General features: G+C 70.3%; 17 protein-coding genes. 14 read left to right on the plus strand and 3 right to left on the minus strand.

Annotation, left to right across the window (positions count from 1 at the left end; genetic code table 11):
• Positions 1-11: 11 nt before the first annotated feature.
• Positions 12-851, minus strand: a complete 840-nt coding sequence (locus CLV49_RS10090) for a class I SAM-dependent methyltransferase (protein ID WP_243696620.1) — start codon at positions 849-851, stop codon at positions 12-14.
• A 205-nt stretch (positions 852-1,056) separates the two neighbouring features.
• Between CLV49_RS10090 and CLV49_RS10095 the strand changes: the two genes are divergently transcribed.
• From CLV49_RS10095 to CLV49_RS10160, 14 genes are all read left to right on the plus strand, one after another.
• Positions 1,057-1,908 (plus strand): GntR family transcriptional regulator, encoded by an 852-nt coding sequence (locus tag CLV49_RS10095; RefSeq protein WP_106563431.1) that lies wholly within the window; start codon positions 1,057-1,059, stop codon positions 1,906-1,908.
• Positions 1,826-2,899 carry a BMP family lipoprotein gene (locus CLV49_RS10100; protein ID WP_106563432.1) on the plus strand — a complete coding sequence of 358 codons (1,074 nt, stop codon included), beginning with the start codon at positions 1,826-1,828 and terminating at the stop codon, positions 2,897-2,899. Before CLV49_RS10095 ends, CLV49_RS10100 begins: the two co-directional genes overlap by 83 nt.
• Positions 2,900-2,977: 78 nt before the next feature.
• The gene (locus tag CLV49_RS10105; RefSeq protein WP_106563433.1) at positions 2,978-4,573 is read left to right on the plus strand and encodes an ABC transporter ATP-binding protein; all 1,596 of its coding nucleotides are present in this window, start codon (positions 2,978-2,980) and stop codon (positions 4,571-4,573) included.
• On the plus strand, positions 4,573-5,697 hold the full coding sequence (locus CLV49_RS10110; RefSeq protein WP_106563434.1) for an ABC transporter permease: 1,125 nt from the start codon (positions 4,573-4,575) through the stop codon (positions 5,695-5,697). Before CLV49_RS10105 ends, CLV49_RS10110 begins: the two co-directional genes overlap by 1 nt.
• On the plus strand, positions 5,694-6,596 hold the full coding sequence (locus CLV49_RS10115; protein ID WP_106563435.1) for an ABC transporter permease: 903 nt from the start codon (positions 5,694-5,696) through the stop codon (positions 6,594-6,596). The genes CLV49_RS10110 and CLV49_RS10115 overlap by 4 nt, the downstream gene beginning before the upstream one ends.
• Position 6,597: 1 nt before the next feature.
• Positions 6,598-7,167, plus strand: a complete 570-nt coding sequence (locus CLV49_RS10120) for a cysteine hydrolase family protein (RefSeq protein WP_106563436.1) — start codon at positions 6,598-6,600, stop codon at positions 7,165-7,167.
• Positions 7,164-8,138, plus strand: coding sequence for a PfkB family carbohydrate kinase (locus tag CLV49_RS10125; RefSeq protein WP_158261949.1), 975 nt, complete (start codon positions 7,164-7,166; stop codon positions 8,136-8,138). Before CLV49_RS10120 ends, CLV49_RS10125 begins: the two co-directional genes overlap by 4 nt.
• Positions 8,138-8,911, plus strand: a complete 774-nt coding sequence (locus CLV49_RS10130; protein WP_106563437.1) for a phosphorylase family protein — start codon at positions 8,138-8,140, stop codon at positions 8,909-8,911. Before CLV49_RS10125 ends, CLV49_RS10130 begins: the two co-directional genes overlap by 1 nt.
• 29 nt (positions 8,912-8,940) lie before the next feature.
• On the plus strand, positions 8,941-9,729 hold the full coding sequence (locus tag CLV49_RS10135) for a sugar isomerase domain-containing protein (protein ID WP_106563438.1): 789 nt from the start codon (positions 8,941-8,943) through the stop codon (positions 9,727-9,729).
• Positions 9,726-11,180 (plus strand): aldehyde dehydrogenase family protein, encoded by a 1,455-nt coding sequence (locus tag CLV49_RS10140; RefSeq protein ID WP_106563439.1) that lies wholly within the window; start codon positions 9,726-9,728, stop codon positions 11,178-11,180. Before CLV49_RS10135 ends, CLV49_RS10140 begins: the two co-directional genes overlap by 4 nt.
• Before the next feature lie 84 nt (positions 11,181-11,264).
• The gene (locus tag CLV49_RS10145) at positions 11,265-12,383 is read left to right on the plus strand and encodes a CaiB/BaiF CoA transferase family protein (protein WP_106563440.1); all 1,119 of its coding nucleotides are present in this window, start codon (positions 11,265-11,267) and stop codon (positions 12,381-12,383) included.
• 76 nt (positions 12,384-12,459) lie between these two features.
• Positions 12,460-13,653 (plus strand): acyl-CoA dehydrogenase family protein, encoded by a 1,194-nt coding sequence (locus tag CLV49_RS10150; RefSeq protein WP_106563441.1) that lies wholly within the window; start codon positions 12,460-12,462, stop codon positions 13,651-13,653.
• Positions 13,654-13,716: 63 nt separating this feature from the next.
• Positions 13,717-14,364 (plus strand): class I SAM-dependent DNA methyltransferase, encoded by a 648-nt coding sequence (locus CLV49_RS10155; protein ID WP_106563442.1) that lies wholly within the window; start codon positions 13,717-13,719, stop codon positions 14,362-14,364.
• 98 nt (positions 14,365-14,462) lie between these two features.
• Positions 14,463-14,867 (plus strand): hypothetical protein, encoded by a 405-nt coding sequence (locus CLV49_RS10160; RefSeq protein WP_127054343.1) that lies wholly within the window; start codon positions 14,463-14,465, stop codon positions 14,865-14,867.
• A gap of 19 nt (positions 14,868-14,886) precedes the next feature.
• On the opposite strand, the gene CLV49_RS10165 is transcribed toward CLV49_RS10160, so the two are convergent.
• Positions 14,887-16,956, minus strand: a complete 2,070-nt coding sequence (locus tag CLV49_RS10165) for an ABC transporter ATP-binding protein (RefSeq protein ID WP_106563444.1) — start codon at positions 16,954-16,956, stop codon at positions 14,887-14,889.
• Positions 16,956-18,674 (minus strand): ABC transporter ATP-binding protein, encoded by a 1,719-nt coding sequence (locus CLV49_RS10170; RefSeq protein ID WP_424978748.1) that lies wholly within the window; start codon positions 18,672-18,674, stop codon positions 16,956-16,958. Before CLV49_RS10170 ends, CLV49_RS10165 begins: the two co-directional genes overlap by 1 nt.
• Between the last annotated feature and the right edge of the window lie 88 nt (positions 18,675-18,762).

Here is an 18,762-nt window from a genome sequence, read left to right on the forward strand (position 1 = left end):
ACCGAGAGCCGTCACTCCTTCTCGGCCTGCAACGTGTAGGTGAGGGGAGCGACGCCGTCGAGGGCATCGAGTCTGAACTCGCCACCCTCCACCGCGACCATCTGCCCGGGAAGGGCTTCCCACGGCACCGTGCGGTGCTCGACGAGGCCCGTGATGCGGAGGCCGTGGTCGAGGAGGGCCGTCACGATCTCGCCCATCCCGTGGTTCCACTCGTAGGTCTTCGTCGCGACGATCGGGCGATCTGTCGCCACGTACGTGGTGTCGCTGTCCCACTCGAGCGGCTCCTGCTGCTCGAAGTACGGGAACCGCAGGTGGAGGTCGTCGTCGATCGTCTCGTTCATCGACCACAGCACGGGGTGACCCTCGCGGATGAAGAGGCGGCCCCCGGGGCGGAGCAGTGCCGACACCGTGGCGGCCCACCGGTCGATGCTCGGCAGCCAGCACAGGGCGCCGATGCCCGTGTAGACGAGGTCGAACGTGCCGGTGCCGAGCACGTCGGCCGCGGCGTACACGTCGCTCTCCACGAAGTCGACGTCGTCGCCCGTGCGTTCCACGAGCACGCGCGCCTTCTCGATCGCCACAGAGGAGAAGTCGAGTCCCGTCACGCGCGCGCCCAGCCGCGCGAGCGAGAGGGTGTCCGTGCCGATGTGGCACTGCAGGTGCACGGTGCGCAGCCCCGTGATGTCGCCGAGCCGTTCGCGGTCGAACTCCACGACGTCCGACAGGAGTCGTCTGTCGGCGACGAAGCGGTCGATGCCGTAGCCGAGCCCGCCCTCGGCGGCGTGCGCGGCCGCTCGATCGTCCCAGTTCGCGCGATTCGTCTCGCGGTGTAGCCCCAGATTCTCCGACACGTCGGACCTCGTTTCCGCCCGACCGTCGAGCCAACCAGGCTATCGGGTCGGCCGGGACGGTGCACGCGATCGCGCCGGTGACGCTCTCCGCGCCGATTGTGAACGCTGTGTTTAATGCAGATTTCGTCCGCCTCTTGTGGGCCTCCGTTCGCTTAGTGTTCACTTGACCGGACAAGCGGTTGAGTGGACGACGAGGAACCAGACCATGCGTGTAGACCTTGAGCACGGACGCGGCGAGCAGCCGCTCTACGTGCAGCTCGCCAACGCCCTGCAGGACTTCATCGCCCTCGAGAAGCTCAAGCCCGGCGACATCCTCCCGAGCGAGAACGTGCTCGCGACCGAGAACCGGCTCAGCCGAGCGACCGTCATCAAGGCCTTCGACACCCTCGTCGATCGCGGCGTCGTCACGCGCCGCCAGGGCAAGGGCACCTTCGTGAACGCGCGCCCCATGGAGAGGCAGCTCCCCGAGCTCAACAGCTTCTCCGAGCACGTGCACGGCCTCGGTCTGGCGCCCGGAAGCTCGCTCCTCTCCTTCGAGTCCATTCCGGCCGGAGCCCCGGACCGCCCAACGTCCGCGTTCGAACCGGATGAGGCGCTCGTCGTCGTCGAGCGCCTTCGTACCGTGGGTGACGAGCCCGTCGGCATCCACCGCACACTCGTGCCCGCCGACATCGCCGACGCCATCGGCATGACGGAGCAGACCACCGCGCGCCCCGACTTCTCCTTCTACGGGGCGCTCCGCACGAACGGGATCCACCTCGACTCGGGCGAGGAGTCGCTGCGTGCGATCAACGCCGACGCGCGCGACGCCGAACACCTGGGAGTCGACGAAGGCGTCGCGCTCATCGAGATCGTCCGCGCATCGCGCGACGCCGCCGGCCGCCTCGTGGAGGTCGTCAGAGCCCGGTACCTCGGGACGCAGTACCTGTACCACATCACCTTCGCCCCCTCATCCCACTCACCCGGAGGACACAATGAAGAAACGACCCGCTCTGGCGCTCGTACCGGTGGCGGCCTTGCTGCTGCTCAGCGCCTGCTCGAGCACGACGGCCGGTAGCGGCTCGTCCGGCGGCAGCGACGCGGAGCTCGGCTCCGCCGCTCTCGTCGTCGCCCAGGGAGGCCTCGGCGACGAGTCCTACAACGACCTCGCGTACTCCGGCTTCCAGAGCGGCCTCGAGGAGAACGGCATCGAGGGCACGCCCATCGAGTCGGACGACGTCGTCGGCCAGGGCGAGCAGATCCTGCGCCGCGCCGGCGACGAGGGCCTCGGCATCGTGATCGACCTCGAATACTCCCACGCAGAGGTGCTCCCCACCGTGGCGAGCGACTACCCCGACACCGACTGGGTGCTCGTGAACGCCGAGGCCTCTGGCGACAACGTCGCCTCCGTTCTCTTCCAAGAGCAGGAGGGCTCCTACCTCGCTGGGGCGCTCGCCGCGATGCACACCACCGACACCTCCGACCCGAAGATCAACGAGGACAAGGTGATCGGCGTCATCGGCGGAACCCAGTCCACCGGCATCGACAAGTTCCTCGTCGGCTACATCCAGGGCGCGATGGACGTCGATCCCGACGTGAAGGTGCTGACGGCCTACTCGAACGACTTCGCCGACCCCACCAAGGGCCAGCAGCTCGCCGAGTCCATGTTCGAGCAGGGCGCTGACATCGTCTTCGCCGTCGCGGGCGGAACGGGCGCCGGAGTGATCCAGGCGGCCGAGGACGCGGGGCGCTACGCGATCGGCGTCGACTCGAACCAGGACGCCGTCGCCCCCGGCAGCGTGCTCACGAGCATGCTCAAGAAGACGGACGTCGCCATGGAGACGATCCTCGGCCAGTACGCCGACGGCGACTTCCCCGGCGGCGAGACCGTCAACCTCGGCCTCGCTGAGGACGGCGTCGGTCTCAGCGACTTCGAGTTCACGAAGGACGCGATCGGGCAGGACACGATCGACGCGGTCGACGACCTCAAGCAGCAGATCATCGACGGAGACATCACCGTCTGGAACGTCGTCACCGACGGCTACCCGGACTTCTACAGCGGGTCATGACCCGTCGAGCCGGGGGCCATGCGGCCCCCGGCTCCCCACCCACCACCAGCCCCAGCCCCAGCCCCAGGAGAGGCGAGCATGAGCATCGCGAATCCCCGGCAGTCCTCGGCCGCCCCGCGCGCCGACGCGACGTGCCGGATCGGCGCCCGCGGCGTCAGTCGGTCGTTCGGCCCCGTGCGGGCCAACGTCGACGTCACGCTCGAGGTGCGCCCGGGCACGGTGCACGCCGTGGTCGGCGAGAACGGGGCGGGCAAGAGCACGCTCATGCGCATGTTGTACGGCCTCGACCATCCGGACGACGGCACGGTGATCGTCGACGACGAGCCCGTGTCTCTGACGGGACCGCGCGACGCGATCGCGCGGGGGATCGGCCTCGTGCAGCAGGAGCTCGCGATCGTCCAGGAGCTCGACCTCCTCGAGAACCTCATCCTGGGCGCCGAGCCGCGGACCGGTCCACGCATCGACTGGACCGCGGCCACCGAGCGGGCGACGGAACTCGCCCGCTCGGTCGGCATCGAGATCGACTGGCGCACGCCGGCCGTGCACGCCTCGATCGCCATCCAGCAGCAGGTCGAGATCCTGCGCCTCGTGTACCGCGGCGCCGACGTGCTGATCCTCGACGAACCGACGGCCGTGCTCGCGCCGGCGCAGGCCGACGAGCTGCTGCGGCTCCTCGGCTCCCTGCGCGATGCCGGCCGCACGATCGTGTTCATCAGCCACAAACTCGACGAGGTCGTGTCCGTCGCCGACGCCGTGACCGTGCTCCGCTCCGGTCGCACCGTCGCGAGCCTGACGCGCGGAACGTTCACCCGCGACGACCTCGCGGCCCACATCGTGGGCGACTCGGTCCCGACGGAGCGCGTCGCGTCGCACGGCGAGCCGGGTGACGTCGTCCTCTCGGTGTCGGCGCTCGACGCCACCGACGATCGGGGCGTCCAGCGCCTCGCCGACGTCTCCTTCGACGTCCGCTCCGGGGAGATCCTCGGCGTCGCGGCCGTGGCCGGCAACGGCCAGGAGGAGCTCGCGGAAGTGCTCGTCGGCATCCGCGCCTCGTCGTCGGGCGACGTCGTGCTGTCCGGCCGGTCGCTCGGCGGGATGCGCGTGCGCGCCCGTCGCGCCGCCGGCGTCGCCTACGTGAGCGCCGACCGGAAGCACGAGGGGCTCGCCCTCGGCCTCTCCCTCGCCGACAACGCGATCGCGACGCCCGACCTCCCCTCGCTCGCGCGCGGAGGGTGGCTGAACCGACGTCGGGTCGCCGAGAGGGTCGCCGCGGTGCTCGGTCGCGCGTCCGTCCGCTACGGCGCCGTCTCCGACCCGGCCTCGAGCCTGTCGGGAGGAAACCAGCAGCGCGTCGTCCTCGGACGGGAGACCATCGGCCGCCCCGCGGTCCTCGTCGCGAGCCAGCCGACGCGCGGCGTCGACATCCGCGGCATCGCCGACATCCACGACCTGCTGAGGCGGGCGCGGGAGGACGGCACGGCCATCGTGCTCTTCAGCGAGGAGCTCGACGAGCTGCGCGAGCTGTCCGACCGTATCCTCGTCCTCCACCGCGGCCGCGTCGCGGGGGAGTGCGGCGCCGGGGCGACCCGCGCCGAGATCGGAGCGCTCATGCTCGGTCGCCACGACGACGACCCCGCGGCCACCCCCACCGACCCCACGGAACAGGACGAGTGATGACGACCACGCCGCGCCATTCCGCACCCGTCGCCGCACCGCCGACCGATCCGCGCCAGTCGCCGGTTCGCCGCGCGCTCGTCGCCACCGGTCGTACCCTCCAGTACGCGGGCCTCCCGGTGGGGATCGCCCTCGTGGTCGGCGCGATCGTGCTCGCCGCCACAGGCAACGACCCGCTCGCCGTCTACGGCCGCCTCGCCTCCGAGGCCTTCGGAACGCCGAGTCGCATCAACGCGACCCTCGCGGCCACGACGCCCATCCTCTTCACGGCGGTCGCCGCCGCGTTCGCCTACAGGGCCGGAGTGTTCACGGTGGGCGTCGAAGGCAGCTTCGTCCTCGGCGGGCTCACCGCCGCCGTCATCGGCGCACGGATGGAGGGTGTGCCGCCGGTCGTCTCGGTGCTCCTCCCTCTCCTCGGCGCGACCGTCGCCGGGGTGCTCGTCGCGGCCGTACCCGCCGTGCTCCGCGCGCTCTGGGGCGTCGACGAGGTCGTGACGACCCTGATGTTCAACTTCATCGTCGCCGGGGTCGCCGGCTGGAGTGTCCAGGCCTTCTTCCAGGAGCGCGGCCAGGCGAACTCGGCCACCGCCTACGTCTCCGCGAACGCCGAGCTCCCCGCCCTCGCCCCGCCAGGGCAGACGAGCTGGGGCCTCGTGATCGCGCTCCTCCTCCTCGTGGGCTACGCCGTGTGGATGCGCTTCACGACCATCGGCTTCGAGTTCCGGGCCGTCGGCAGCGCGCCGCGCTTCTCCGCCGCGCAGGGACTCCGGGTGCGCACCGTGCTGCTCATCGCGCTCCTCGGCGCCGGGCTCATCGGCGGGATCGGGGGCGGAGCCCACGCGCTCGGCCTCGTCCATCGCTACACGGAGGGCTTCTCGGCGGGCTTCGGCTTCACGGGCATCGCGATCGCACTCCTCGCCCGGTTCAACCCGATCGGCATCCTCGTCGGGGCGATCCTCTTCGGTGCCCTCAACGCCGCCGGTGCGACCGTGCAGCTCTTCATCGACCTCCCCGTCCAGCTCATCGACATCCTCGAGGGAACCGTCATGGTGTTCGCCGTCGCCGTGTTCACCCTGCCGCGCCTCGCCCGTCGCCGCGCCGCCGCGAAGCGGGGTGACGCATGATCGACGCACTCATCGCCTCCGGGCTCACGCTCTCCGTGCCGCTCGTGCTCGCTGCACTCGGCGGCGCGATCCACCGCATCGCCGGCGTCGTGAACATCGGTCTCGAGTCCCACATGCTCACGGGAGCGCTCTTCGGCGCGATCGTCAGCGGCATGACGGGGAACTGGGCTCTCGGCGCCCTCGGCGGCATGCTCGCCGGCGCCTTCACCGGGTGGGTCATGAGCCTCCTCATCACCCGCCTCAAGGGGAACGAGATCATCGTCGGGCTCGGCTTCAACATCGCTGTCATCGGCACGATCGGCTACGTGCTCCGCGCCGGCTTCGGCGTCTCGGGCACGCTCCAGATCGACGGCCTCCAACGACTGCCGAAGATCGTGATCCCCGGTGTGCACGATGTGCCCATCCTCGGGGCGCTCGTCTCCGGCAAGGACCCCCTCTTCTGGCTGTGCGTCGTGCTCGTCCCTCTGCTCGCGTGGATGCTCCGCAACACCCGCTGGGGCGTCCGTCTGCGCGCCACCGGCGCGTCGGAAGGGGCGGCCACCTCCCTCGGTCTGCGCACGCTCGGCCTGCGCGACGGCGCCGGACTCATCGCGGGAGCGCTCGCCGCGCTCGGCGGCGTGGCCCTCAGCCTCGGCACCGTCGGGCTCTTCAACGAGAACATGACGGCCGGGCGTGGATACGTGGCGCTCGCCGCCTTCTACTTCGGGCGGTCCCGGCCCCTGCCCACAGCTCTCGCGTGCGTGCTGTTCGGATTCTTCGACGCCCTCCAGATCCGCCTGCAGACCGTCGGCGGATTCAACGCCGACATCATCTCGACGCTGCCGTACGTGGCCGTCGTCGTCGTGCTCGCCGTCACCGGCATCCGCGAGCGCCTGACCTCCGCCCGGAAAGTGAGCTGACATGACCGACCCCGCCCGCGTGCCCACCGCTCTCGTCCTCGTGGACGTCATCGCGTCGTTCTTCGACGAGGCCCAGCCAAACTCCTACCCGGCGGCGGCCGAGGTGCTCGAACCCATCCGCCGGCTGCTCGACGTGGCCCGCGCCAACGGCACGCTCGTGGTGCACGCCGTGGAACGCCACTACCCGGGCCTCGAGGACTTCGAGTTCGCGAAGCTGCCGCGACACCACGAGATCGGTGCGGCCGACGCAGCCTACGTCCCCGGTTTCGAGCCGCTCCCCGGCGGGCGCGAGGTCGAGGTGCCGAAGCGACGGTTCTCTGCCTTCTACGCGACAGACCTCGATCTGCTCCTCCGCGAGCAGGGCATCCGCCGTATCGTCGTCGTGGGCGTGAAGACGAACGTCTGCATCCGTGCGACGGCGCAGGACGGCTTCGCCGGAGGCTTCGAGGTGTGGGTGCCGCGCGAGACGACGAACTCCAACCGACCGCATCTCGCCGAGGCGAGCCTCGAGGACATCGAACGCTACATCGGCCGGGTGCCGACGCTCGAGGAAGCGATCGCGACGCTGTGACGACTCCGGACACCTCCCTCCAGGCTGCTCGGGCGGCCGACGGCGCGTATCGCGTCGCCGTGATCGGCTACGCCTGCCTCGACTCAGCGACGGCCATCCCGGTCTTCCACGGCCTCGACGCCACGAGCATCCTCCAGCGTCCTCTCGTCGCGTCCGCGCCCGGAGCCGGTGGCATCGCCCACCTCGCCGCCGCGGTCCTCGGTGCGGGAGCGCGCGCGGAGGCCGTGAGCTGGGTCGGACACGACGACGGCGGTCGGGCGTGGACGGAGGCGATCACCCGAGCGGGAGGAGGGGTCGACGGCGTCGTCGTCTCCGGTACGCGCAGCCCGAGCGCGACCCTCATCGAGGTGGGCACGGGCGGCACCATCTGCCTCTTCGACCCGGGTGACTGCCACACGAGCGCCCTCGCTCCCGCGCAGACCGACACCATCCGTTCCGCCGGATCCGTGCTCCTCACGGTCTCCCCGCGGTCGATCACGGCGCAGATCCTCGACGCCGTCAACCTGGACCAGTCCGTCGTGTGGGCGGTCAAGCACGACGACGACGCCTACGACGAGGCGACGGTCCGCCGCCTCCTCGGCCGCGTGGACGTCGTGAGCTTCAGCCGGGGCGAGCGGCCGTGGCTCACCCTCGACGGCGTCGAGCCGGAGCGCCTCGTGCGACCCGGTGCTCTCGTCGTCGAGACGCGCGGGGCCGACGGGGTCGCGTGGTCGATCGGATCGCCGGACGGAGGCGAGCGGGCCGGCAGCATCGGCGCCGACGCCGTCGCGGTGCACGACACGACGGGGGCCGGCGACACCTTCATCGGTGCGCTCACCGCCCTTCTCGCCGCGCGTGGACCCGCCGCCGAGCTCGACGACACCACCCTCACCGACCTCATCCAGGTCGCCTCGAGTGCCGCGACGGCGCTCCTGCGATCACGAATCGAACCCGGCGGATCCGCCGGAGCACCACAGAAGGAGACCCACTGATGTCGAGCTCGAACGCCTGGTACCTGCGCTGCGGACCGGAGGACGTCGGCGAGTCGGCGGTCCTCGTCGGGGATCGGGGCCGCGTGCTTCTCGCCGCCGACCTCCTCGACGACGCCGTGATCCTCAACGAGGACCGGGGTCTCACGACGGCCACGGGCTACCACGAGGGCCAGCGCATCACGGTGAGCGCCTTCGGCATGGGCGCCCCCATCGCCGCCGTCGTCATGCACGAGCTCGCGGGCCTCGGCGTGCGCCGCTTCGTCCGGCTCGGCACCGTCATGACGCTCGGGGAGACGCAGCTCGGTGAGCTCGTCGTCGCCCACGGCGCCGTGCGCGGCGAGTCGACGTCGGCGAGCTACCTTCCCGTCGAGTTCCCCGCCGTTCCCGACTTCCCTCTCACGGCGCAGCTCGAGCGCTCGGTCGCCGCCGCGGGCGTGCCGACGCGCTCCGGCATATTCGCCACCTACGACGGCTTCTACACCGACATGTTCGAGACGGGCTTCGGCTCGCGACCCGTCGCCGAACGGTACGAGGCCCTCGCCCGCGTCGGCGTCGTCGCCGCGGACATGGAGACGAGCGCACTGCTCGTCGCCGCCCGAGCCCTCGGGGTCGCGGCCGGCTCGTTGTGCCTCGCGAGCGTCTCCGGCGCAGACAACTCGAAGATGGAGCACTCGGCGCGCGTCGCGGCCGAGGCCGAGCTCCTCCGCGCCGGCTTCGACGCCCTCGCCACGTCGGCCGCCGCGGCCGACCCCACCCCCGTCCCCGCGGCCTGAGCCGCGTCTTGCCACCGAAGGAGTCCACCATGACCATCGCCCAGACCTACCTCGACGACGTCATCGCGAAGATGGCGTGGGTCCGCGACACGCAGGCGGAGAACATCGCCGCCGCCGGCGCCATCTGCGCAGACACGATCGCGGGCGACGGCCTCGTCTTCACGTTCGGGACGGGCCACGGCGGGTTCGCGGCGCTCGAGTCGTTCCCGCGCACCGGTGGCGTCACGGGTTTTCGCCCCATCGTCGAGTCGTCGATCGCGCTCATGCACCACGTCCTCGGCGACCAGGGGACGGCGCAGTACCGGTTCCTCCACACGCAGGAGGGGTACGGCAAGGCGATCCTGCGCTCCCACCAGCTCAAGGACGGCGACGCTCTCATCCTGTTCAGCCACTCGGGCATCAACCCCGTCATCCTCGACATGGCGGTGGAGTTCCAGGAGCGCGGTCTCAAGGTCATCGGCGTCACGAGCGTGCCGCACAGCTCGCAGGTGGCGAGCCGCCACTCGAGCGGCAAGCGCCTCTTCGAGATCGCCGACGTCACGATCGACACCGGTATCCCGCTCGAGGACGCGTCGCAGTTCATCGACGGCCTCGAGTACCCCGTCGGCCCGACGTCCACGTCGGTCGCCGTCGCCGTCTCGCACGCGATCAACGCCTCGACGACCGCCGACCTCGTCGCCCGCGGCGTGGAGCCGATGATCATGGTCAACACCAACTCCAACCGCACGAAGGAGGCGCACCAGCAGAACGACCGCAACTACGCGGAACTCTGGCGTCGACTCCGCAGTCGCGAGTTCTCGGCTCCGGTGGTCAAGTGAGCGGGCGGTTCGACGACCGCGGACTCTACCTCGGCGGAGCCTGGGGCCCGAGCCTCTCGGGGGAGCGGATCGACGTCCACGATCCGGCGACGGGCGAGCTCGTCGCGCGGTCGGCCGTGGCCGGCGCAGCCGACGTCGACGCGGCCGTCGATGCGGCGCAGCGCGCTCAGCCCGCGTGGGCGGCGCTGCCGTCCTCCGAGCGCGCCCGCATCCTCCACCGCGCCGCCGACCTGATCATGGAGCGCATCGACGACATCGCCGAGCTCCTCACGCGCGAGCAGGGCAAGCCCGTGCCCGACAGCGTGAAGGAGATCGCGTTCGGGGCCGAGGTCTTCCACTACTACGCCGAGGAGGGACTCCGCGTGGGTGGGAGCATCCGCCCCGTGCAGCGCGCCGACATCCGCTCCCTCGTGGAGTGGCTGCCGATCGGTGTGGTCGGGGCCGTCGTGCCGTGGAACTACCCCGTCGACCTCTACGCGTGGAAGGTCGCCCCGGCGCTCGCCGCGGGGAACGCGATCGTCGTCAAGCCTCCGCTCGAGTCACCGCTCGCGGTGGGCCTCGTGGTGCAGTGCCTCGAGGACGCGGGACTGCCCGCCGGTCTGCTCGCGGACCTCCCGGGTGGTCTCGAGGCCGGGGAGCGGCTCTCGGCGCACCCCGGCGTCGGCATGATCACGGCCACAGCCTCGACGCGCACGGGCCAGGCGATCATGCGCTCGGCCGCGGCCACGATGAAGCGTGTGTCCCTCGAGCTCGGAGGGCAGAGCCCCTTCATCGTGCTCGACGACGCGGACATCGCCGAGGCGGCCGCCGCTGCCGCCCGTCGGTCCTTCTCGAACGCCGGACAGATCTGCATCGCCGTCAACCGCATCCTCGTGGCCGACGCGGTCGCGGACGAGTTCGTCGACGCCGTCGCCGAGCACACACGCGCGATCCGTATCGGGCACGGCGTCGAGCACGGCGTCACGGGCGGACCGACGACCACGACGGGCGTCATCGAGACGGCGGAGGCGCACATCGCCGACGCCGTGGCGCGCGGCGCGCGCGTCGTGACGGGCGGGAAGCGTCTCTCCGGCGGCGACTACGACGCCGGGACGTTCTTCGAGAACACGGTGCTCGACGGTGTTCCCCTCGGCGCCCGTTCCCTCGTGGAGGAGACCTTCGGTCCCGTCGTCGCCGTGCACCGCTTCGGCTCGGACGCCGACGTCGCGGCGATCGCGAACGACAGCCCGGCCGGTCTCGCCGCCTACGTCTTCGGCGGCGATCTCGATCGTGCCTGGTCGGTCGCCGAGCACATCCACGCCGGCGGTGTCGGCGTCAACGTCAACGACATCACCGAACTCCAGGCTCCCTTCGGAGGCTGGAAGATGTCGGGATTCGGCCGCGAACTGGGACCGGAGGGCCTGCACGGATTCATGCAGCAGCGCCACATCCGGCTTCGTCGCCGATACTGAACCGTGGGCGTCCGGACCCCTCACCGGGCGCCCACGCTCCACCCGAGGGACACGACACGATGACGGTCGAGGACGGAGGACACCATGCCGGGAGCGCTCGACGGCGTGACGGTGCTCGACTTCAGTCGAGTGCTCGCCGGTCCGTACGCCACGATGATGCTCGCGGACCTCGGTGCCACGGTCGTCAAGATCGAGCGCGCCGGGGTCGGCGACGAGACGCGTGCGTGGGGGCCGCCGTTCGATGCGACAGGCACGTCCACCTACTTCACGTCCGTCAATCGCAACAAGTCGTCGCTCGCGGTCGACCTCCGCGATCCCGCGCAGCTGGCCGAGCTCCGTGAGCGGGTGGCGACAGCCGACGTCATCGTCGAGAACTTCCGGGCCGGTGCCATGGAGCGGCTCGGCCTCGGCTACGACGACGTCCGCGCGATCCGCCCCGACGTCGTCTACTGCTCGATCACGGGATTCGGCAGCGGCGCCGGCGCCGGCCTGCCGGGCTTCGACCTCCTCGTCCAGGCGGTCGGCGGCCTCATGAGCATCACGGGCACGCACCCGGGGGATCCCACGAAGACGGGCGTCGCGCTCGTCGACGTCGTCACCGGTCTGCACGCCACCACGGGCATCCTCGCCGCCCTCTTCCACCGTGCCCGCACGGGGGAGGGCCAGCGCATCGAGGTGAATCTCCTGTCCAGTCTGCTCTCGGCCCTCGTCAATCAGGCATCCGGGTTCGTCGGCGCCGGGGTCGTGCCCGGCATCATCGGCAACGCCCACCCGAGCATCGCGCCGTACGAGACCTTCGCGACCGCCGACCGGCCGCTCGTCGTGGCCGTCGGCACCGACGGCCAGTTCCGCGCGTTCGCCCAAGCGATCGGGCGACCGGAGCTCGCGGACGACGAGCGCTTCCGCACGAACACGCAGCGCGTCGCACACCGGGCGGAGCTGAATGCGATCGTCGGACCGGTGCTCGCCGCGGCGTCCGCCGACGACTGGTTCGGTCGGATGACGGCCAACGACGTGCCGGCCGGTCCCATCAACACGATCTCCGAGGCGTTCGCCTTCGCCGAGAGCCTCGGGCTCGGTCCCGTCGTCGACGTCGACGGCAGCCCGCAGGTCGCGAGTCCGCTCACCCTGTCGGCCACACCCGTGCGCTACCGCTCGCGCCCACCGCATCTCGGCGAGGCGGTGACGGGCCGTCCCACCTGACCGGCCCCGGACCCCGCCCCCCAATCCGTTCCGAACCCAGCAGCAGACCCGACCCTCCGCACCGGAAGAGAATCCCATGTCCCACCACGCAGCCCCCGACCTCACCTCCTCCACCTCCGTCGACGACCTCCTCGACCTCGGCTCCCTCCTCACGGATGACGAGCGCGCCTGGCAGGCGAAGGCGCGTGCGTTCGCGCAGGACCGTATCGTCCCGACCATCGAGGCGGACTTCGAGGACAAGCACTTCCGCTCGGAGTTCATCCCGGAGCTCGGCGCGGCCGGCTTCCTCGGCATGCACCTCTCCTGTTACGGAACGGCGGGCGCCGGTGCCGTGAGCTACGGCCTCGCGTGCCTCGAGCTCGAGGCGGCCGACAGCGGGTGGCGCACGTTCGTGTCGGTGCAGGGGTCGCTCGCCATGAGTGCGATCGCGAAGTTCGGATCGGAGGAGCAGAAGTCGGAGTGGCTGCCGCGGATGGCGAGCGGAGAGGTCGTCGGGTGCTTCGCGCTCACCGAGCCCGACGGCGGGAGCGACCCGGCGTCCATGGGCACGCGCGCGGTCCGCGACGGCGACGACTGGGTCATCACGGGCGCCAAGCGGTGGATCGGACTCGCGAGCATCGCGGGGATCGCGATCGTCTGGGCGCAGACGGAGGACGGCGTCCGTGGCTTCATCGTCCCGACGGACAGCGCCGGGTTCTCCGCGACGCCCATCGACGGGAAGCTCGCGATGCGCGCCTCGATCCAGTGCGACATCGTCTTCGACGGCGTCCGGGTGCCCGAGTCCCTCCGTCTCCCGGACGCGATCGGCCTGCGGGGTCCGTTCTCGTGCCTCAACGAGGCGCGCTACGGCATCATCTGGGGCGTCATGGGGGCGGCGCGCAGCTGCCTCGAGGCTGCCGTGGAGCGCTCGTCGAGCCGGCAGGTGTTCGGCGGGCCGATCGGCCGCTTCCAGTTGACGCAGGCGAAGCTCGCCGACATGTTCCTCGAGTACGAGAAGGGCGTGCTGCTCGCGCTGCACACGGGTCGTCGCAAGGAGGCCGGAACGCTCACTCCCGAGCAGATCAGCGTCGGCAAGCTCAACAACGTGCGCGAGGCGATCGCGATCGCCGGCCTCGCCCGCTCGATCCTCGGCGGCGACGGCGTGACGGACGCGTTCCCCGTCATGCGCCACATGGCGAACCTCGAGGCCGTGCGCACGTACGAGGGCACGGACGAGATCCACGCCCTCGTCGTCGGCCGCGCCCTCACGGGGGTCCAGGCCTTCCGCTGACCCCGCGCCGCCCCGCCGCAACGTCCGATGCCCTGCCGCCACCGCCGACGGTACCCTCGCTGCATGGCTGATCCCTCACCGCTCGACGATGTCCGGCGCGCCTATGACGCGGTCGCCGAGGACTACGCCGAGCTCCTCCGGGACGAGCTCGGCGGCAAGCCGCTGGATCGTGCACTACTCGGCGCCTTCGCCGAACGGGTCGCCGCCACCGGGGACGTCCGGGTCATCGACGCCGGCTGCGGGCCCGGGCGCATCGCCGGACACCTTCGACGTCTCGGCCTCGACGTGTCGGGTGTCGACCTCTCACCCGGCATGGTCGCGATCGCGCGACGCACCTACCCCGACGTCGATTTCGCTGTCGGGTCGCTCGGTGCCCTCGAAACCGGAGACGCCTCGTCGGGCGGTGTCCTCGCCTGGTATTCGATCATCCACACGGAGACCGACGGCCTCGCGGCCGTGTTCGAGGAGTTCGCCCGCGTCGTCGTGCCCGGCGGCTGGGTGCTGCTGGCCTTCCAGATCGGTGGTGAGCGCGTGCGGCTCGTGCGCCCATACGGTCACGACGTGGAGCTCGACGCCATCCGACACGACGTCGACGTCGTCGAGAGTGCCCTCGGTGCCGCCGGCTTCACGGTCGAGTCACGCACGGTCCGCGAGCCGGCGCCGCCGGAGCGCGTGCGGCAGGCCTACGTCTTCGCGCAACGCGCATGGTAGTCACGCTTTCCTGAGAGCTGCCACGGTCTCCGCGCCGGGCTGTCGGTGACTAGCCTGATGCTGCCGCCGAGTCAGAGCGGATGTGAGGAGTGAACACGATGAGCGAGGACCTGCGGGAGACCGGAACGGACCTGACGACGGACCGCATGATGGAGCCGGAGCCGAACGTCCAGAGGATCATGTGGACGGGCACGATCTGGTTCGCTGCGGTCGTCGTCTCCATCGCCCTCTCGGTCGGCATGCTCATCTCGTCTGGATGGCGTCCCGCCGTGTTGCCCGAGCCTCTGCAGGCGATCTGGTGGATCGGTGCGTTCGCCGTGGCGCTCAGCGTCGGCCTCATCGGCTGGTCAGGGTGCCCGATCCTCGAGGTCAGTGTGCCCGTCGCCAGCCGGAACAAGTCGCGGACCATGCAGTTCGGCACGTTCCTGTTCATCATGGGCGGCGCCATCGCCGTGGGGGTCGAGATGCTGAGCCCGGCGATGGGTTCGCCGCTGGCTTCGTAGCGCCCCGCGCTGAGCTGCGCTAGCTGCGACCGCGGGTCGGTCCCGCGGTCGAGGCGGACTCCGCCCCGGCGTCTGCGGCGTCGCTCTCCCCGCCGCGGAACTGCGTCATGTAGAGCATGTGGTACGGGCCGCGGCGTCCGAGGAGCGTGTCGTGGTCGCCCTGTTCCACGATGCGTCCGTTCTCCATGACGAGGATGGTGTCGGCATCGCGGATGGTCGACAGGCGGTGGGCGATCACGAAGGACGTGCGGTCGGAGCGCAGAGCGGCCATCGCGTGCTGTACGAGAAGCTCGGTGCGGGTGTCGACCGACGAGGTGGCCTCGTCGAGGATGAGGAGCGACGGCTGGGCGATGAAGGCGCGAGCGATCGTGATCAGCTGCCGTTCGCCCGCGGACACCGACCCGCCCTCGGCGTCGAGGACCGTGTCGTACCCCTCGGGGAGCTGACGGACGAAGCGGTCGACCATCGTGGCCTTCGCCGCGTCGAGGACCTCCTCGTCGGTGGCGTCGAGACGGCCGTAGCGGATGTTCTCCCGGATGCTGCCCTCGAAGAGCCAGGCGTCCTGCAGGACCATGCCCACTTGGGAACGGAGGTCGGCGCGCGACAGGGTGGTGACGTCGGTGCCGTCGAGCAGGATGCGTCCACCGTTCAGCTCGTAGAACCGCATGACGAGGTTCACGAGGGTGGTCTTGCCCGCTCCCGTCGGTCCCACGATGGCCACGGTCTGTCCGGGCTGCACGGCGAATGAGAGGTCGTCGATGAGCGGTGAGTCCTCGGAGTAGCCGAACGAGACGCCCTGGAACTCGACGTGGCCGTCCGTGCGTCCGGGGAGGGTGGAGGTGGGGGCGTCGTCGCTCTCCTCCTCCGCGTCGAGCAGCTCGAACGTGCGTTCGGCCGATGCGACGCCCGACTGGAGCATGTTCGCCATGCCCGCGAGCTGGCTCACCGGCTGCGAGAACTCGCGCGAGTACTGGATGAACGCCGTCGCGTCGCCGAGCGTGAGCTGTCCGGACGCGACCCGCAGCCCTCCGGCCACCGCGATGAGCACGTACGAGAGATACGAGACGAACATCATCGACGGCATGATCATGCCGGAGACGAACTGCGCCCCGAACGACGCGCGGTACAGCTTCTCGTTGCGGTCGTCGAACTCGGCGAGCATCTCCCGGTCGCGGCCGAACACGCGCACGAGCTCGAGCCCGGAGAACGACTCCTCGATGTGGCCGTTGAGGGAGCCGGTGTTCTTCCACTGAGCGGCGAAGAGCTTCTGCGAGCGCACGCCGATGACACCGGCGATGATGGCGGAGAGCGGCAACGAGATGAGCGCGATGAGGGCGAGCTGCCACGAGACGATGAACATCATCGCGGCGATGCCGATGATCGTCAGCACCGACTGGACGAGCTGGGAGAAGGCCTGCTGGAGGGCGGTCTGGATGTTGTCGACGTCGTTCGTCACACGCGACATGATGTCGCCGCGCTGCCGGGTGTCGAAGTAGCTGAGCGGCAGACGGTTGATCTTCGCCTCGATGTCCTGCCGGAGCCGGAACACCACCCGCATGACGAGCGCGTTGAGGATGAACCCCTGGGCCCACATGAGGGTCGAGGCGACCACGTACAGGGCGAGCACGATGAGGATCAGCCGGCCGAGCGTCGTGAAGTCGATACCCGCCCCCGGAACGATCTGGGCCTTCTCCAGCAGGTCGGCGTAGTCGTCGTTCCCGCCGGCGCGGGCCTGGTCGACGATCTGGGAGAGGGGAACGCCCGATGGGAGCTGCGACCCGATGACGCCGTTGAAGATCACGTCCATCGCCTGCCCGAGGACCTTGGGGGCGATGACGGTGAGGACGACCGAGACGGTGACGAGGCCGACGACGAGCCACATCTTCGCCTTCTCGGGCGCCAGGAGCCCGAAGAGGCGTTTCGCCGACGGCCAGAACTGCTGAGCCTTGCGCGCCGGCATGTCGCCGAACATGTCGCCGTCGCTGCTCGACGGCATGTACTCGTCAGCCTCGGCGCCCGTCTGATCGGGCGTCGCGGGGGCGACCCCGGCTGTGTCGTCCGGCGCGTCGATCTTCTTGCGGCGGGCCATCAGGCCACCCCCTCCACGCTCAGCTGTGACTGCACGATCTCGCGATAGGTGTCGTTCGATTCGAGGAGCTCGTCGTGCGTGCCCCGACCGACGATGCGTCCGGCGTCGAGGACGATGATCTGGTCGGCCTCGCGGATGGTGGACACGCGCTGCGCCACGATGATGACCGTCGCGCCTCCCGTCGCCTCGCCGAGGGACGCGCGCAGTCGAGCATCGGTGGCGACGTCGAGCGCCGAGAAGGAATCGTCGAAGAGGTAGACCCGGGGCCGCGCCACCAGCGCTCTCGCTATGCAGAGCCGCTGTCGCTGGCCGCCCGAGACGTTGGTCCCGCCCTGCGAGATCGGCGTGTCGAGTCCCTCGGGCTTCGCGTTGACGAAGTCGGCGCCTTGCGCCACCCGGAGGGCGTCCCACAGCTCGGGATCCGTCGCGTCGTCGCGCCCGAAGCGGAGGTTCGTGGCGACGGTGCCCGAGAACAGGTAGGGCTTCTGCGGCACGAGGCCCACGACGGAGGCGATCTGGTCTCGGGTCAGCTCGGACACGGGAACGCCGTCGATCGAGACGGTGCCCGACTGCGGATCCATCAGCCGGGGGATGAGGGTGACGAGCGTGGACTTCCCGGCGCCCGTCGATCCGACGATCGCCGTCGTCTTGCCCGGCTCCGCCGTGAACGACACGTCGTCAAGCACCGGGCGCTCCGCGCCGGGGTAGCCGAAGCTCACGTGGGAGAACTCGACCCGCCCGACCGTGGGCGTCGTCGCCCCGCCCGTGGGAGCGGCGAGCCCGGTGTCGGTGCCGAGCACCTGGTCGATGCGCTCGGCGCACACGATGGCGCGGGGGATCATCATGACCATGAACACGCCCATCATGACGGCCGTGAGGATCTGCAGGAGGTACTGCAGGAACGCGGTGAGCGAACCCACCTGCATCTCGCCGGCGTCGACCCGCTGGCCGCCGAACCACAGGACGGCGGCCGTCGCGAGGTGGAGCACCATCATGATCACCGGGAACATGAGCACGAAGACGTTGCCCACCCGCACCGAGACCTGCGTGAGCCGCTCGTTCGCCTTCCGGTAGCGCTCGGACTCGTACGGCTCCCGCACGAAGGCGCGGATGACGCGGATGCCGGTGATCTGCTCGCGCAGCACGCCGTTGATGCCGTCGATCCGGTCCTGCATGAGGCGGAAGAGCGGCAGCAGGATGCCCACGAGGACGCTCACGATGATGAAGAGCAGGGGGACGGAGACCCAGACGAGCCACGAGAGCCCGGCGTCCTCGCGGAGCGCCATGATGATGCCGCCTACGCACATGATCGGGGCGGACACCATGAAGTTGAGGGTCATGAGGACGAGCATCTGCACCTGCTGCACGTCGTTGGTGCCGCGCGTGATGAGGGTGGCGGTGCCGAAGGTGCCGATCTCGAGGCCGCTCAGCTCGTCGACCTTGCGATAGACGTCGCGGCGGATGTCGCGGCCCACCGACATGGCCGTGCGCGCGCCGAAGTAGACGGCGGCGATGGCGGTGGCCACCTGGGCGACGCAGACCAGGAGCATGGTCATGCCCGTCGACCAGATGAAGTCGGTGTCTCCCGTGGCCACGCCGCGATCGATGATCTGCGCGTTGAGACTCGGGAGGTAGAGCGCCGCGATGGTGGAGAGCAGCTGCAGGATGACGACGGCCACGACGAAGCGCGTGTAGGGCTTCGCGTAGCGGAGGGACATGCGGAGAAGAGCCACGGTGGGGTCCGTTCGATCGTGCCGTGAGCGGCATCGCCGAGCGTACTCCCGACCTCCGACATCCCACATCCTC

The sequence above is a fragment of the Labedella gwakjiensis genome (assembly GCF_003014675.1).
GTDB classification, from domain to species: Bacteria; Actinomycetota; Actinomycetes; order Actinomycetales; family Microbacteriaceae; genus Labedella; species Labedella gwakjiensis.

Coding starts and splice junctions, on each gene's coding strand:
- CLV49_RS10120 (WP_106563436.1), top strand. CDS start 6,598: ATGACCGACCCCGCCCGCGTGCCCACCGCTCTCGTCCTCGTGGACGTC.
- CLV49_RS10170 (WP_424978748.1), bottom strand. CDS start 18,674: ATGTCCCTCCGCTACGCGAAGCCCTACACGCGCTTCGTCGTGGCCGTC.
- CLV49_RS10135 (WP_106563438.1), top strand. CDS start 8,941: ATGACCATCGCCCAGACCTACCTCGACGACGTCATCGCGAAGATGGCG.
- CLV49_RS10145 (WP_106563440.1), top strand. CDS start 11,265: ATGCCGGGAGCGCTCGACGGCGTGACGGTGCTCGACTTCAGTCGAGTG.
- CLV49_RS10110 (WP_106563434.1), top strand. CDS start 4,573: ATGACGACCACGCCGCGCCATTCCGCACCCGTCGCCGCACCGCCGACC.
- CLV49_RS10100 (WP_106563432.1), top strand. CDS start 1,826: ATGAAGAAACGACCCGCTCTGGCGCTCGTACCGGTGGCGGCCTTGCTG.
- CLV49_RS10105 (WP_106563433.1), top strand. CDS start 2,978: ATGAGCATCGCGAATCCCCGGCAGTCCTCGGCCGCCCCGCGCGCCGAC.
- CLV49_RS10160 (WP_127054343.1), top strand. CDS start 14,463: ATGAGCGAGGACCTGCGGGAGACCGGAACGGACCTGACGACGGACCGC.
- CLV49_RS10130 (WP_106563437.1), top strand. CDS start 8,138: ATGTCGAGCTCGAACGCCTGGTACCTGCGCTGCGGACCGGAGGACGTC.
- CLV49_RS10165 (WP_106563444.1), bottom strand. CDS start 16,956: ATGGCCCGCCGCAAGAAGATCGACGCGCCGGACGACACAGCCGGGGTC.
- CLV49_RS10095 (WP_106563431.1), top strand. CDS start 1,057: ATGCGTGTAGACCTTGAGCACGGACGCGGCGAGCAGCCGCTCTACGTG.
- CLV49_RS10115 (WP_106563435.1), top strand. CDS start 5,694: ATGATCGACGCACTCATCGCCTCCGGGCTCACGCTCTCCGTGCCGCTC.
- CLV49_RS10150 (WP_106563441.1), top strand. CDS start 12,460: ATGTCCCACCACGCAGCCCCCGACCTCACCTCCTCCACCTCCGTCGAC.
- CLV49_RS10155 (WP_106563442.1), top strand. CDS start 13,717: ATGGCTGATCCCTCACCGCTCGACGATGTCCGGCGCGCCTATGACGCG.